10 protein-coding genes and 1 pseudogene are annotated in these 15,848 nt (G+C 61.5%); 3 read left to right on the forward strand and 8 right to left on the reverse strand.

The genetic code is table 11. The features are described from left to right. Nucleotides 1-171 precede the first annotated feature (171 nt). The 3 genes from C3E78_RS00460 to C3E78_RS00470 all read right to left on the reverse strand — a co-directional run bounded on the left by C3E78_RS00460 (nt 172) and on the right by C3E78_RS00470 (nt 4,101). Entirely contained in the window at nt 172-1,959 is a 1,788-nt protein-coding gene (locus C3E78_RS00460) for a DUF4012 domain-containing protein (RefSeq protein WP_159085753.1), read from the reverse strand. 112 nt (nt 1,960-2,071) lie between these two features. After that, nucleotides 2,072-2,473, reverse strand: coding sequence for a hypothetical protein (locus C3E78_RS00465; protein ID WP_108576473.1), 402 nt, complete (start codon nt 2,471-2,473; stop codon nt 2,072-2,074). Nucleotides 2,474-2,685: 212 nt separating this feature from the next. Beyond that, nucleotides 2,686-4,101 carry a tyrosine-protein kinase domain-containing protein gene (locus C3E78_RS00470; protein WP_108576474.1) on the reverse strand — a complete coding sequence of 472 codons (1,416 nt, stop codon included), beginning with the start codon at nt 4,099-4,101 and terminating at the stop codon, nt 2,686-2,688. A 451-nt stretch (nt 4,102-4,552) separates the two neighbouring features. On the opposite strand from C3E78_RS00470, the gene C3E78_RS18810 reads away from it, so the two are divergent. The 3 genes and pseudogenes from C3E78_RS18810 to C3E78_RS18540 all read left to right on the forward strand — a co-directional run. Then, nucleotides 4,553-5,620, forward strand: coding sequence for a glycosyltransferase (locus tag C3E78_RS18810; RefSeq protein WP_481725538.1), 1,068 nt, complete (start codon nt 4,553-4,555; stop codon nt 5,618-5,620). After that, on the forward strand, nt 5,613-6,785 hold the full coding sequence (locus C3E78_RS00480; protein ID WP_108576476.1) for a glycosyltransferase: 1,173 nt from the start codon (nt 5,613-5,615) through the stop codon (nt 6,783-6,785). The genes C3E78_RS18810 and C3E78_RS00480 overlap by 8 nt, the downstream gene beginning before the upstream one ends. A gap of 141 nt (nt 6,786-6,926) precedes the next feature. Further along, nucleotides 6,927-7,547: pseudogene (locus C3E78_RS18540) on the forward strand (transposase); the annotation flags it as partial. A gap of 360 nt (nt 7,548-7,907) precedes the next feature. On the opposite strand, the gene C3E78_RS00490 reads toward C3E78_RS18540, so the two are convergent. From C3E78_RS00490 to C3E78_RS00510, 5 genes are read right to left on the reverse strand one after another with little or no spacing between them, the layout of a single operon-like run. Further along, the gene (locus C3E78_RS00490) at nt 7,908-9,446 is read right to left on the reverse strand and encodes a lipopolysaccharide biosynthesis protein (protein ID WP_108576478.1); all 1,539 of its coding nucleotides are present in this window, start codon (nt 9,444-9,446) and stop codon (nt 7,908-7,910) included. Continuing rightward, complete coding sequence (locus tag C3E78_RS00495) at nt 9,433-11,769, reverse strand: glycosyltransferase family 4 protein (RefSeq protein ID WP_135804955.1); 2,337 nt, start codon at nt 11,767-11,769, stop codon at nt 9,433-9,435. Before C3E78_RS00495 ends, C3E78_RS00490 begins: the two co-directional genes overlap by 14 nt. Continuing rightward, nucleotides 11,766-13,148, reverse strand: a complete 1,383-nt coding sequence (locus C3E78_RS00500) for a Coenzyme F420 hydrogenase/dehydrogenase, beta subunit C-terminal domain (RefSeq protein ID WP_159085756.1) — start codon at nt 13,146-13,148, stop codon at nt 11,766-11,768. Before C3E78_RS00500 ends, C3E78_RS00495 begins: the two co-directional genes overlap by 4 nt. Beyond that, on the reverse strand, nt 13,138-14,262 hold the full coding sequence (locus C3E78_RS00505) for a polysaccharide pyruvyl transferase family protein (protein WP_108576481.1): 1,125 nt from the start codon (nt 14,260-14,262) through the stop codon (nt 13,138-13,140). Before C3E78_RS00505 ends, C3E78_RS00500 begins: the two co-directional genes overlap by 11 nt. A gap of 39 nt (nt 14,263-14,301) precedes the next feature. Further along, the gene (locus tag C3E78_RS00510) at nt 14,302-15,846 is read right to left on the reverse strand and encodes a sugar transferase (protein WP_108576482.1); all 1,545 of its coding nucleotides are present in this window, start codon (nt 15,844-15,846) and stop codon (nt 14,302-14,304) included. Nucleotides 15,847-15,848: the final 2 nt, after the last annotated feature.

Here is a 15,848-nt window from a genome sequence, read left to right on the forward strand (position 1 = left end):
ATGGGAGGGTCAAGAACTCTCAATGGAGACACTACCTCACAAATGCCGCGAGCAAACCTCCGCGACCGACATGCGGGCAGATCTTAACCAAGTTACGCCCGAATAAACGCTGCGACACGAGACTTAGGTCCCGTCTTGGTTCCTACGCAAAAAAACATTGCCTGCGCTGCCTCAGCACGCGCTCTTCCACGTCTGCACCGAGCGACCCGGGACGATCGACGGAGTTGAACTGACCGTCGTGGGCCCTGACTGTCCCTTGCCTCCGGTGATCGAAGACTGCACAGTGACCGTCTTGCCCGGGTCGACCTGGATCGTCACGATCGCCACGGGTCGGCCGTCGTGCGTGGCGCGGGTGAACGTCGTGTCCTCGTTGTCGATCCTGACCGAGCCGATGGTGCCCGCGTCCGGGCCGTAGAGGTACAGGTTCACCAGCATCGATCCCGGCTCCGCCCCGAATCCCGGGCCCTTGATCGATTCCGGCAGCGCCGCGGAGTCCGCAGGTGCGGAGGACCGGAGCCTCATCTCGGAGCTGTACGACTGCGTGCCGGCGCTGCACTTCGTGGCCCTGCCCTGGACCGAGTAGTCGAGGTAATACTGCATCTTGGCGCCGGTCGCATCGTTGAGGTAGAAGCCGATCGCTGGGCCGTTCCCCGTGCCGGCGTGCAGGGCGTGGGCAAGCGGTGTGCCGGCGATCTCCTTCGAAACCGACTTCTCCGGAGACCACAGCGACACGCGTCGCTCGTTGGTGGCCCGGGTCAGGGCCTTGAGCAGGGCGGTCGGGTCTCCTTCCCCCGAGATGACCTTGTCAAAGATCTTGTCCGTCGCGCTGGCGAAGAACTCGTCCTGGTCCGCACCCTTCGGATTGGTGATGTAGACACTGTTGAGCAGCACCTCGACCGCGTTGTCCGCTGTGAGCCGAGTGCCGTCGTCGAGGTCGACCGGCCCGATGCCCTTGAGCACGTACGAGAGGGCGACCGGATCGATCGACAGCACCCCGTCGACCGCCACGCCCTTCTCCTTCTTGATGAAGGCGGCCGCGATCTCGGCGGCGCGCGGGAAGTCCGGAGTGAAGTTCACGTCGCGGAAGTCGCGGACCATCTTGGTGGTGAACAGCTTGCTCTCCTCGGCGCTGAGCGACGTGGCGTTGCGGGGCCGATCACCGAGCGACCCGCCAGTTCCCTGCCCCAGGAGCTCGATGGATCCGTTGTTGACCTTCAGGCCGGCGTAGGCGCCAGGCATTCCTCCGGTGGCGCGGATCTCTGCGTTGTTCTGAAAGAGCAACAGGTAGGTGTGCTTGCCCTTCAGCATCTGCGGCACGACGCGTGACGCGGTCGCCGCGCGGGTCGCGATACTGGCTGCGCTGCGGATCTTGTCCTGCGCGTCGGTGACCGGGTCCTGCAGCTGCGCCAGCAGCGACGACGCGTCGACCGTCCTGATTTCGGCGTCGGCCTTGTCGATCGCTGCGGATGATTTGCTAAGCGCAGGGGTGAGAGCAGTGAGAGCGGCGATGTCGATCTTGCCGTCCTCGGGGTTGAACGTCTTGGCGTTGAACTTGTCGGCGACGTCTACGAGCGGCGGTAGGCCGTCGTTGGCCACGGTGGCGACCGCCGAGCTCACGGTTCGCACCGCTGTGACGTTCTTGCCGAAGTAGGGGGTCTTCGCGGCGAAGGACAGGACGGAACTGTCGAGGCTCGACTCCGCTGCGCCTACGTGCCCTTGCAGCTCGGTGAGCTTGGTGCGAGCGGCCGCCTGGTCGCCGCCGGTCAGCGCGTCCTGCAACGCGCTGGCGTCGGTGGTGGCCAGGTTGAGGTCGTCACGGGCCGACGACAACTTGCTGTACGCGTAGAGCCCGAGCCCCGCGATCACGATGGCGAGCAGACCGACGACGCCAGTGAGGACGATCCACGTGCGGCGCCGGGACTGGCGCTCAGGCCGTGCCGTGCGGTGTGTACGTGTCACGTGTGCACTCCCCCTTGTGTCGTGCCTGATCTTCATGTCCTGCTCTGTGCAACACAGAAGTGGGGCCGCCGGTCGGCAGCCCCACTTCTATGTCGTTCGACCGAGTCGACTACTACTTCTTCTTTTTCTTCTTGTTCTTGATCTTCACCTGAACAGCGGTGCTGCTGGCCTTGTAGATCGAGTTCTTCGACGGCTTGAAGTTGAACTTCAGCGTCTTGACCTTGGTCTTGTTGACCTTGGGGGCCTTGATGAAGAAGGTGGCGCGGCCGCCGCTGAGGGGGAGCGTCTTCTTCTTGCCGTTGAAAATGGCGGTGACCTTGCCGCCGACGGTCGCGTTGCCGGCGCGAACCTTGGCGGTCACCTTGAACGTTGAGCCCTCATTGACGGACTTGCTCGCAGCCTTGATGTTCGTGCGAACGGTGTTGGGGTACGCCGCGTTCGCGGTGCTGCCCAGGGCCCCCATGCCGAGAACCAAGGCCAGCGACGCGAACAGCGCGATTGCTGTCTTCTTCATGGTTTTCCTTCTCCTGGCATTGAAGCCATGTGCAGATAGTCCGCGGATGCTGCTGCGGCGCGTCTCCACCCTAGGGCCTTTTGTCCCGCCCCAGCACCCGAATGGCCCTTTGTTCACGAGAAAGAAACAACCGGTCTCGAAGTGCGTGGCCGCGACCACGTCGCAGCGCGTCCCACATCATCTGAATCGCGTCGTGCGTCGTGTGGTGAGGGTCACGCGCCAACCTTGGAGTCTGCACTCTGGGCAGCGGAGCGTGCCGCGTCCTTGTCGGGCGCGTACCCATACCCGTACCCATACCCGTAGCCGTATCCGCCACCGGTCTTCGCAGGGGTCATGTTGAAGATGACACCGACGGGACGTGCCCCCACCGCCTCCAGCCGTTCGACTGCGACGGTCACCTGGTCCGATGTCGTCTTGCCGTGGCGCACGACCAGCAGCGCCCCGTCGGCCTGGGCGGCCAGCAAGGCGCCGTCCGTGACAGGGAGCAGCGGTGGCGCGTCGATCAGCACGATGTCGTACTGCGAGCGAAGCGAGGCGATCAAGGAGCCCATTGCCTCCGATTTCAGCAGCTCTGCCGGATTGGGGGGAGTCGCTCCGCTGGTCAGCACGTGTAGCCCGTCGGTTGCCGTTGCCTGCACAGCCTCCTCGAGCGGAAGCCGCCCGATGATCGTCGTGGTCAGCCCTACGGCCGATTCGAGCCGCATGTACTCGCTGATCTTCGGGCGGCGAAGGTCGCCCTCGACGAGTGCGACCTTCTCTCCGCCCTCAGCCAGCGCCAAGGCGAGGTTGACCGCGGTGGTCGTCTTGCCCTCGCCGGGGAGCGAGCTGGTAATGACGAACACCTTGCGCTCCACGTCTGGATCGATGAACTGCAAGTTGGTGCGCAGTACTCGGAACGCCTCTGCGCGGGGTGCGTACGTGTCAAGGGAGGAGATAAGTGGTGTCCCGACCGCGTCGGAGTCAAAGCTGATCGTGCCGAGAATGGGCGCGCCGACGAGCGGCTCAATCTGGCGCGTCGTCCTGATGGTGGTGTCGAGAGTCTCGCGAAGCACTGCAGCACCGGCGCCCAAGAGGAGTCCGAGAACCAGCCCCAGGGCCAAGTTCCGCGTGGGGTTTGGCGAAATCGGCGATCCGGGCGTCGACGCGGGATCGACCACGGTGGCCTTGATGGTGGCCTCGTCCTTGCCTGGCGGGGTCTCCAACTCGGCGACGTACGCGACGAAGACTCGAGCAACGGCATCCGTCAGCATCTTGGCTCGTTCGGGATCCGGGTCCGTGACTGTGACGGTAAGGATCACGGTGTCGAGCTTCGACGAAGCGCTGATCTGCTCGGCCAATGCGCCCGGGGACTCCTCGAGCTCCAGGTCATCGACCACCTGGCGCGCAATTTCTTGGCCTGTCAGCAGGTCCGCGTAGGACTTCACGCGTTGCAGCGAGAACTGGCCGCCTTGGTTTGCCTGAGCGTCGTCGGTAGAACCCTGAGTAGAAACGAACAAACGCGCCGACGATGCGTACTGCGGAGTCGCGCTCCAGCTGAGAAGCGCCGCAAGAGCGACGGTGACCAGTCCGCAGACCGCGATAAGCATCCAGCGTGCGCGTAGGACTTTCACATAGTCACGCAGGTCCATCAGGTGCTCCGTCCGAGATGTGCCGACTCCGGTCTGGCGCCGAGTGTAACGGTGGCCCTCGCTGGTCGCCGAAAGTGTCAGGCTGTCAGGCACAGGATGTGGTCTGCCAGCAGTCGCAACATGTAAGCGCGGCTCGGGCCGCCATGTCACACAACCCGTCGCGCCGTGGCTCGGGCACGGCACGTGCTAACCGTCGGACGACCGGTTTAGCGGAGGGCTTTACGCGCAAGGTCTCTCAACTGCACCGGGAGCAAATGACGCTCTCAATCTTGGCCAGTGCCTGAGATGGCAATGACGTCGCAGGAGTGACGGGTCTCTCGTTGGGGCGTGGTGTGGCAGGAGTCTCTTCTTGTAAAGCCGTGCCGTCATGTAGTTTTCTTAACGGCCGAGACTGGTCGCACGTGACCACTGGAGGGCACCCATCTTGGCGACACTTATCACTCACGAGTGGTTGGCTAAGGCCGGCGGCTCGGAGAACGTATTCGAGCAGATGGGTCGCGCGTTTCCGTACGCCGACCAGTATTGCCTCTGGAATGAGGACCCAGATCGCTTTCCGGCGACTAGGGATACCTGGATAGGTCGCACCCCTTTGCGGAAAAGCAAGCCTATGGCTCTGCCCTTCCTAAGGTCGGCGCTCCGGTCAATCCCTGTCGAGGACTACGCGACAGTGGTTGCAAGTTCGCACGCGTTCGGACATTACAACGCATACCGGGCAGTCCAGAACGGCGCGCGGGGGTTTTCCTACGTACACTCACCCGCCCGCTACGTTTGGGCACCGGAGCATGATGTCCGGGGCCAAAGCCGAGCGGTCCGCTCCCTGGCGCCGGCTATGCGTTGGCTCGACAAGCGGACAACATCTGACAGGGTCGAGTACGCCGCCAATAGCGAATTCGTAAGGCGGCGGATACACGACGCCTGGGGCGTTGATTCCCGGGTCATTTATCCGCCTGTGGCGGTCGAGGAGATTACCGCGGCTCTTGCTGAGCCGCTGGACGAAGGCGACGCGGCCGTCGCGGCCACCCTTCCCAGCGACTACGTGCTTGGTGCCTCGCGTCTCATTGGGTACAAGCGGGTTGACCAAGTCATAGAAGTCGCTGACGCCTTAGGCCGACCGGTAGTCATCGCAGGCGACGGACCGGAGAAGAGCGCTCTTGAGCACCTCGCCGACAAGCTTGGTGTGCATGCGGTATTTGTCGGACGTGTGAGTGATCGCCTGCTATACGAGTTGTACAGGCGCGCCGCACTGTTTGTCTTTCTGCCGATTGAAGACTTTGGAATCATGCCGTTAGAGGCTATTGCCGCGGGCGTTCCGGTTCTCGTCAATTCTGTGGGGGGTGCTTGGGAAGGGGTTGGACAGACCGGTGCGGGATGGGCTGTCGACACCAGCGACATGTCATCCGTTGTAGCCGGCGCGCGTCAGGCCCTTCGGGTCAAATCGGCCGCGGGGCCGGCGGCCGTATCGCAGTTCTCCAATAGCAGTTTCCGCGCGGCCTTGACGGGATGGATCCACAATGCCTGAGCGCGCGATTGTCATTGTTTTGGGAACTGCAGATTGGGACCAGCCAATAGCTACCAACCAGCACTATGTAACGAACGAACTCGCCAAAGAGTTTGACGTGCGATTCATCGAGTCTATTGGGTTGCGCCGACCGGAATGGAGACTCCGAGATCTCCGACGTATCGGACGGCGACTCGCCGCATTAGTGACTCGGCGGGAGGCGTCAGCCGGGGTTCCACGCCGGCGTGAGCACATCAAGGTCATCACACCGCTCATTTTGCCAATCCATACGGGGGCCTTCGCCCGCGTGAATCAGTATCTTCTGGGCCGCGTGATGGATCGTGCTGCTCAAGGAGTCGCACCAGCAAAACTATTGTGGACATACAGTCCTGTCACATATGGAGCTGAGGAGCGTTTCGATGGATTCGTTTACCACTGTGTGGACCTACTTGGCGAGGTCAACGGGATTTCTAGCGAAGTGATCGAACGTGCGGAGCGCCGAATTGCTCCGATCGTAGACACATCCATCGCTACGACGGAGACCGTGGCGAGCAGCCTCCGCGTCCGTGGCCATGAGCCGATCCTTTGGCCGAACGTAGCAGACACTTCGGCGATCGATGGAGCGCGCAGCGGCGCGGGTGACCGCGTCGCGGGACGAGTTGTCTTCGCTGGCAATTTAGCGCCGCAGAAAGTGGATTTCCCTCTGTTGCGACTGCTAGTTGAGCATGACGTCGATCTACATCTGGCGGGGCCTATTGCTGAGGGTGGAGGCGAGTCAAGCAAGGAAGTTGAGGACCTTGTCAGGCGCGGCGCCACTTATCACGGTTCGTTGAGCCTGCACGACCTCAGCGGCCTGTACTGGTCGTCCTGCGTCGGGTTGATCCCTTATGTCATCAACGACTACACGCGGGGGGTCAGTCCACTAAAAACGTTCGAGTACTTGGCCGCTGGGCTCGCGGTCGTTAGTACGGCCGTCCCTAGCGTTTCAGAACAACAGGGACACGTCGCCATTCGGAATGGCGGTGTCGATTTTCTGAATGCGGTTACGCATTTCTCATCACCGCCATCATCGGCACAAGAAGCAGCGCGCGCGAAAATCGCCCAGCAGAACAGTTGGGTGGGACGAGGCTCAACCGCGAGGGAAGTCGCTCGCTCACTTGTCGCCCGTAAACTGTCCCGGCATTAGCGGATAGCAGGGTGGCTGAGTTGAGTCCCCGATAGCAGTTCAGCGCGGTCGCCGAGTCCGTTCGATGCGATCGAGATGAATGCGGCCACCGCGTCATCTTCGAGTAAACGTCTCAGAGGACTCTCGAACGGGGTCATCACGATGACGCACCAAGGCATTGTCGACCCGTTTGGCCTGCTTTGCGACGCTCTGCCCGAAGCTTCCGCGGATCTGATGCATTCGCTGCTGCAGAAGATGATCAACGCGCTGCTGTCAGCAGATTCCGATGGTCGGCGCGGAGCACGGCCGCCCCAGCCCCGACCGGACGGTGTAACGCAACGGCTTCCATCACCGCCTCTTGGACACCCGGGTTGGCTCGATCGTCGTCCAGATCCCAAACTGCGCACCAGGTCTGCTCCCCTGAGTGGTTGCTCAACCGCCGCACACGAGCGGAGCCCGCCCTGATCACCCTCGTCGCCGAATGCGACTTCGCCGGCGTCTCGACCCGCCGGATGGACAAGGGGCCGGCAAGACGCTGGGGATCAGGGCGTGGGACTGCCCAGGCCACAGGTCTCACGGATGGTCGCCGACCTGGACCAGATCGTCGACGAGTTCCGACACCGCCCAGTGGACGAGCCCGGGCTGTTCACCTTCGTCGCCCCTGACGCGTTCACGATGAAAGCCCGAGAAGGCGGCCGGGTCGTCGACACCGTCGTGCTCGTCGCGACCGGTGGCAACGCCGACGGACGCCGCGTAGTCCTCGGCCTGCGCGTCGCCACGTCCGGACCCTAGAGACTTGATCGGTGGCTAGGCGCCTTCGAAGGACTTATGGCGATCGTGCCCGCGCCAGCGTGACCCCGGTTGCTTGTCTGCAAACCGATAACCGTTGTCGAGAGAATGCCCGCTCTGACTTATCACCACGTGAGGAGCTGTCCTTCCGCAGTCGTGCGAACAAATGTGCTGGCACGTTGGGGCACGCCTACCCAGGGTGGCGGATGACGGCATTTGGATTCAGAACCGCAGGGTCGCGCTTAGTCTCAGTGCCCCGTCCGTAGAGTCACGCCTGCACCAGTGCACCAGTGCACCAGTGCACATGTGTGATGAGGATGTCAGGCAATCCTCGGCGCCGTTTCATGTCGACGCTCAGTCCACGCCGCCTCGCGATGGGGGCGGAGTCCGGTCGGGTCGTAGATATGCGCCGATGGACAAAGCGTCGCTGACGTCCCGACGAAGTGGCGTGTAAGCCCCGATGCAGATGGACCAAGCAATGACGTAGACCAGCGTCCCAAGACCTACGGATTGCCAGGACGACAGATCGAAGACGCGACCGGCGACGATATAGGCGACCGCAGCAGCAGCAACATTCGGAAGGAGAGCACGCGCAGCAGCGAGGAACATCTTGACGCTGGGGGCGCCTGCCGAGCGATGAAACCACACCAACGTCGTCGTCCAGTGTGCGCACTGTCCGATCAGGAAGCCGCTCGCTACACCCTTGAGTCCGAATACCGATCCGCCCACGACAAGGGCGATCCATATCGGTGCCACAACGAGGTTTACCTTCAAATCCAGACCGGTGTATCCCTTCGACAGCGAATACCACTGAAACACGTAAGCAGCGGCGTTGATCGCCGCAGATGCGGCGAGCAGCTGGACCACCGGCGCACTGCCCGTCCACGCTGGTCCCAGCACGATGTCGACGAGAGGATACGCCAGAGCGGCGCCGATTCCGAGTAGTGGAAGTACGAGGTGTAGCAGGACCTTCTGTCCTGCTAGCAGGAAGTCCACGTAGCGCCTTTCGTCGTTTTGAAGGCGCGCTAAGACTGCGACCGACACTTTGCTTGCAGGCATCACGATCTGATTCGTGGAATTCACGACGAGGTCATACGCCCGGCTGTAAAGGCCTACGGCGGCGGGGCTGAACCGAAGACCAAGGACTACCGAGTGAACATTCTTCGTGCCAAAACTGAGTATCTGCGCGAGTAGGTAATTGCCCCCGAATCTTAGATAGGACGACATTTCGCCCAGGCGACGCGGCCGCCCCGGGAGCCACCGAGCGAAGACCGCCGCCATGAGCAGGCCAGCAGCCGTTTGAGTGAGTTGCTGCGCGACCAGGGCCCAGTAACCTGCTCCGGCTAGGGCCAGACCCACCGCCGAGGCCAGACCGATCACCGCGGGGATTAGGTCGGTCAGTTGGAGACTGAGGAAGCGAAGCTCACGCGCCAGATTCGCACGGTATTGCGCAGTCATCCCGTTGATCACGAACGTTGACGCAAGAATCTGCGTCACCAGAAGAAGACGAGAGTCGTCGTAAAGGTGCGAAATCGCGGGGGCCGCCATGACCACCAGAACCGCTATGATCGTGCCCAGAGCCGTACTCATCCAGAAGAGGTTGTCCCGGTGTTGAGCGCTGAGGGTTTTCGCTTGGATTGCTGCATTCGAAAGACCGAAATCTCGAAGGATCTCACCGAGGCCGGTGAACGCCATCACCATGGCGACCAGGCCGAAGTCGGACGGTGACAGTACTCGCGCCAGGGCCGCTACTCCGACAAATTGAAGGAATATGCGGGTGAATCGCCCGCCCATTGTGATGGCCGCGCCGCGGGCGGCTGAACGAGCAAGAGGCCCAGAGCCTGGTCCCGCCGGGGTTGACGGCTTGGCGCCACCAGCGTCATTCATACCCATCTGCCCGCGCGCTCTTGGCCAGAAGGCTTACATAACTGTTCGCTATAGCGTCCCAGCCATATTCCGCAACGGACGCGCGACATGCGGACTCAGTCTGGTCTCGGTCTGAACGAATCTGCTTGAGGCAGGTTTCCAGTCCGTTTGCGACGGCCCCGGGGTTCCGTTCGACAATTACTCCGTTCCGCGATCTCTCAATCAATTGAGGAGCGAGACCGGTCGGCGTCATGACGACCATGCGCCCTGCTGCCAACGCTTCGAGCAGTATCAGCGGGCCTGTCTCGTAAGAACTCGGCATCACCACGATGTCCGCCGCTGCGTAGTACGGACGTGGGTCCTGCCTGCTTCCTACAAACACCACTCGATCTGACACCCCGACCTGTTCGGCGCGTCGTTTTGCGTGATTGATCATCTCGGCGGAGCCGCCCACCACAAGAAGGCAAAGGGTGCGCTCCACATTCGGCAGCGCATCGATCGCGATGTATAAGCCCTTTCGTTCGAACTCGTGGCCAACGAAGAGGGCGACCGGTGCCTCCGCAAGCCCCAGGTCATGCCGAGTCTGCTTTCTGTACTTGCTGTCAAGATCGACGTAGGCCTCGAGATCCACCCCGTTCGGAATCACAGAAACGGGAGTCTTGAGACGATAGAGTTGCGCCAAGATGGCTTTGTCCATCTCGGTCAGGCACACGATCCGGGATTGCCAGGCTCCTTCGTAACGCACCCTGTCTCGTGCGAGGGTGAACCAGTGCATGGGGTTGGCAGGAATGCGACCCCCTCCCGCCTCACGGCGTTCCTTCATGACAGCCTTCAACAACCCGTGGTTGACATAGACGTCGCCCCCAACGGGATCCCCATGTACCAGGAACTTGGCGCCAGGGAACCGCCTGCGTCCGCGCCATATCGCGTAAGTGCCCGCGACGGAGAACCACACAACCTCTATTAGCAACTTCAGTTTATCTCCGGGATTACTGCTTACCTGAGTCTTGAGGCGCAGCCCAGTCGACGGCAGATCAATCCGCTCTGTCCTGATGCCCTTCTTCACGAAGGACTGCTCGAGCGAGTACACAACTTGGGCCACGCCGGCGCCGGGAGACACGTGCCGTGAAACCTGCACCACGCGACGCAGTTCTCCACTTCCCCTTCGCTCGAGCTGCGCGGCGAGGCCGCTTGCGAGTGCCGGTAGGTCGTATTTTTGGAGCACTCGTTTCCGGGCCGCCGCGCCGATATCGTCCGGCGCGTGCATCGCTCGTCGTATTGCGTCGGCTAGTGACGTCGCGGTCGCCTCTTCCGCCAGGAATCCCGTCACCCCGTCGGTCAGTTTCTCGGGAATTCCGCCTACTGGCGTGCCGATACACGTGATAGCCCTCGCCATCGCTTCGAGTGTCGTCAGACTGCTTCCTTCGTAGCGAGACGGCTGGACAAAGTAGGTAGCCTTCGCAAGGGTTGCTTGGACTTGCGCGTCGTCCGCGTCCGTCACGATCTGCAGGTACAAGCCAAGTCTGCGTCTCGCTGAGTCGAGCAACTGATCGCGCATAGGACCGCGCCCAAAATGGACCCAGCGCAAGGGACGACCGATCTCGTCCTGCAACTCTACGAGTGCGTCGAGTAATAGGTCATAACCCTTGTTGTGCGTAAGCCGACCGACGCTGACAAAGTCCGCCTCAATCGATCGATCCATTCCATGGTCCGCGAGCCTGTCCAAGCGAGACACGTCAACCGCATTTGGCAATGTCACGACTTGATCCGACGTGAGGTTGAGGTTGGCCACCACCTGGTCGACGAGCCCCGTGTCTGTCGCAAGAACACAGTCTGCGTGCTTCGCCTTTCGCGCAAGCCGTCGAACCGGCACGCGGTTGAACTCTCGCAAAAGACCCTCCCGACGGAATTCCTCCATGCCGTGAGGGTTTGCGACCACCCGACCGACGTGACTGAAATCAAGCCCCTTTAAGACTCCTGCCGCGGCACCGTGAACATAGAGACTCGCGCCTGCGGGAAGCTCCGAATGGATAAGTTGTCGAACCCGGTCAACCCAGAGTTTGTACGAGATACCGAACCCCGGGCGACCCGGCCCCAGGGCAGGTATCGGCCATTCCACGTTCCGGAACCGCAAACCGTCAGGCGTGACGCCTGCGCCGTCCGATGGCGAGACCACTGTGACCATCCAACCCAGTTCGATCAATGCCCTGGCTTGGTCGGCGACTGCTCGCTCAAGCCCCCCGACGCCGTCGTCAAAGGCCACGGCTCTCGCGACGATCCACACTTGGCGCGAGTTGTGACTATCAACGGGCATGTTGGTCACCGGTGCGCCACCGTTCTCAGCCGTCACCGTTGGCGCGCTTTCGCTATCAACCGGACGGCCCTGTACGCGAGTCGGTACTCCCGTGTCAGCCACCGCATGCGCTGCGGAAACACAGAAAAATCGCCTGCTGCGACCGAAGCGGCGTACGCGTGGTGGCTCCGACGCGACATGCGCACACGAAGCTGCTGCAGGCGTCGGCGTGCGAAGCCTGCTGGGGCTCCTAACTCGAAGCGTTGCGGCGGTACAAACTCGCCCCTCGAGGCAAAGTACTTCAATCGCGTGGGGAGGAGCTCCCGACCGTGACGCACCAAACCTCCCTGCGACTGCACGACCTGCGCGACATCTAGCGTGTCGAGCTTAATCTCGCCGGCGTCCGCCCCCCGGGTGAGCATCTCGTCCAGCTCCTGGGCACGCGTGAGGACAACATTGTGGCCGCGACTGTCATCAACGTAGCCCGGCAGCCACGCGTCTCCGAAGACTATGTCAGCGGTCTCGTTGAAGACATCGTCCGAATGGTCTGAGAAGTTGGCCTTGAAGAATCCCAGTCCCCAGTCCGTTCCGTACAGTTCGGAGGCTGGCCTCTGTGCGGTTATGGGCGTGCCCTGAGCGTCACGGCCGTGAAATGCGACTCCGTACGCACTTGCCTTCTGCCCGGGAATCTTCAGGCGGAAGTCGATATCTGTGAGTTCCCCCGGGGGTATCCCCACCTGCCAAGCCAGTGCGTCGGCGTAGTGGGCGCTCTTTTGATGCCCGCAGATGAGACCGACGAAGTATTTCAACCGCTTACCCAGATTCGGAAACTGTCGCACCGCCAAACGCATCTCGTAGAGAATGCTGGGAATGCCAACAATGGCGAAAGTCTCGTTCGAGTTCATTATCTCCCGAAGTTGTGGCCCCACGTGCCCAGGGAAGTATCTAGTCTTTGCGCCCTCCGCGATCTCGTCGCTGGTTCGCGAGATTGCGTAGCTGAACAGAGCAGTCGTGTCATCACTTGCTTTCATGTGAATCACGCCGTCCACGTGCCCTTGCCTCACCAGCGTTTGCAGGAACCACGTCGTGAGGCCGCCCGAACTCGATCGCGCTCGATCTTTGTCATCGTTGACCGCGCCGGCGTATGCACCTGCGTAGTAGCCAGCCACCGGGTGCAGCCGCACACCCGCCTGAGTGGCGAAGAGCCGTTCGCTGATGACGTGCTCTGGCTCACCGGTCCGGGCGAAGGCGGAGACCGCCAGGACTGCAGTAACCTCCGCGTCCGAGAGCTCGCGCGAAGGAAAGACGGCCGCAGGCAATCCATCCTTGTCCAGCACAGTGGTTGAGTCATCAACGGCAAGTTCGTGAGCTCCTGATGCGACGAACAGGTTGTAGCGGCGTAGTGCCTGTAGGAGTGCCCGTCCTTCAGTGTTCATTTTTGCTGCTCCCAGTGCGATTAACCCGTGCTGTCCGCAGACGCGCAAGTTCCGAATCGAAGTTGTCAACGAACTGCACGCGTCGCATGTCGAGCGTTCGCGTTCCATTTGTGTAGTCACTTTCGAGGAACGCGTCGAGTGAGCTCCCTGGGTCTTTGTCAACCACTCGGTTCGAGAGATCGAACGAAGACACCAGGGTTTCGATACGCGACGACATGATCGCGCCGGGCCCTTCGCGATCAAAGATCGCGAGGGGCCGTTGGAACAAAAGCGCAAAGATGCTGCAGTGGTAAGAGTCGGTCATGACACATCGAGCGTTGTCGATCAGTGCCAGGAACTCCTGCGGCCCTATGCGGCGTCCGATTGGATCTTTTGGATCGGCGAGATTGACAATGTCGAGACCGTGTTTGGCTGCGAATCCAACGATCTGGCGGCGTCTCTCAAGCGAAATCGAACCGAGAAGCAGAGTGACAAGATACGGTCTCGGGGGAAGGTCGCGAGTACGAGCGACTTCGCGCCAGCGCTCGGGCTCAATCGCCATGGTCGGGTCGATTGCGACTTCGGCGTCACGCTCCGTGAGTGAGCTGATGATCTCCACCCCACGCGTTTCGCGACATGAGAGATGAGCAAACGTTTGTAGCCATTGGCTGTACTTCTCGCCCCAAGCAGACGAGAGCTCGTCGAGGCCGAAGCTAGGTGCGACCAGCATCTTCCGCTCGGCAGGTACGTTCGCAAGGCATTGGACTCCATCGGCTCTCCCACCGAGTCGACCGTCATTCGGGTTCCACACCTGATCGCTTCCGACGGAGAAGTAGTCAAACCGGTCGCTCAGCGGAGACCGTGCAGGATCGAGGCATATGGCTCTGACGTGTGTGGAAGTGAAGCGCCAGGAGCGGTAGTAGCGACCTCGCAGAATGAGGTTCTCCCTCGCGTCCTTTGCCGCGGCGTAGTAAAGAGCGCGCGCCACCGCCTTGCCAGGCTTCGCCCGCATCTCGATAGTTGTTGCCTTGATCCCGCGTTGCCGGAAGAGCTCGTGTGTGGCGAAGTTCTGCAGCCTATTGCCGTAGTTCTTCAGGTCGACCAGCGTAACGACGCCGACAGTCTCGTGATTCACACAGTTCCAATCTGTGACTCATGGGGTACACGGACACAGCTAGTAAGCGCCGTCCGAACCGAAAACGGCACGAACAGTGCGCCAAAGGATGATCAGGTCGCTGGTCATCGACCAGTTCTCGACGTAATAGGTGTCGAGTCGAATCGAATCCTCCCACGAGAGGTCCGACCGCCCAGAAACCTGCCACAAGCCGGTCATGCCGGGCCGCACAGTCAAACGTCGTAAGGCGCGGTCATCGTAAAGCTCGACTTCGGCCGCCACTTGGGGCCTCGGCCCGACAACGCTCATGTCGCCTCGCAGCACATTGAGTAGTTGCGGAAGTTCGTCGATTGAGTATCTCCGCAGGAAGGTGCCGACCTTGGTGATCCTCGGGTCGTTCTTCACCTTGAACAATGGTGTATCCGATGTGCCCTGCGCTGCCATCAACGTGGCGAGTTCGTCATCTGCCCCCACTCGCATCGAGCGGAACTTGAGCATGTCGAAAGCCTCACCGCGAAGACCAACCCGTCGCTGGCGATAGAGGATTGGCCCTTCACTAGTGAGTTTCACGGCCACGGCCGCAGCGACAAGCAGTGGCGAGAACGCCAAGACGGCGAACAATGCGAACGTGCGGTCGAATACCGATTTGGGCCACTCCCCAGCTTCGGCATACTGGGGCTCTTCGAGGTGTATGAGCGGCATGCCCTCGACGGCACGAACATGAATCCGGGAACCCGAAAAATCCATGACGTTTGGCGACACCATGAGATCAACATCGAGACCCTCAAGTTGCCAAGTGAGATCTCTCAAGGCGTGCGGGCCTAAGTGCTCGGTGTCACTAACGATCACCGTGTCTGCGTCCGCGAGGCGGAGCGCGTCTAGGAGATCCCGGTCGTTCCCAAGCACCGGAATAAATTGGCCGGGGACTTCTAACCACTGGTCGTGGTTCGTCTGCGCGTCTGGGACCCAGACGCCAGTGACTTGGAGGCCGGATGCGCGGTGACGGCTGAACCAGAGGGCCATTTCTCGCCCCGAGCGGGGCCCGCCGACCACGAGGACATTAGACAGGTGGTGGCCAAGGCGGCGGCGGCGGCGTAGCCACGTGCGCCAAATCCGTCGCCCGATCAGGAGCCCAACGAGACCAAGTGGGAATGCGATCGCGAGATAGCCCCGCGACATGTCCCATTTGAACATCAGGGACGCAATGGCGACCGAGCCGAACATTAAGAATGTTGCTCGGGCGACGCGCCGGTACTCCTCCGCCCCGTCGCCGATGATTCGAGGGTCTCGGGTACGGAAGGAGTGGAGGGTGGCCCACCACAAGGTGACCACGACAACTCCGAGCGCCGTATATGAGATATCGAAAGGCCCCCGCGCTTGAACACTCGAATCCGCACCGATGTGCCACAACTGAGCGAATGCCGTGGTCGTCGCGAGGATGGCTAGGTCGGTGAGCAGTAGCCCACGTCGGTAGGAACTGGGCCTGCGCTTCGGAACCGGGTCTGCGGCGTGATCACGAAGGGGTGGCAGTCCGCTGTCGGACGTTCCTTCAATGGGCGACTGGCTCGACCTTCTCGGCGACTCGCCGCGCCAGATTTCGGTCATGC

The sequence above is a fragment of the Aeromicrobium chenweiae genome (genome assembly GCF_003065605.1).
GTDB lineage: Bacteria > Actinomycetota > Actinomycetes > Propionibacteriales > Nocardioidaceae > Aeromicrobium > Aeromicrobium chenweiae.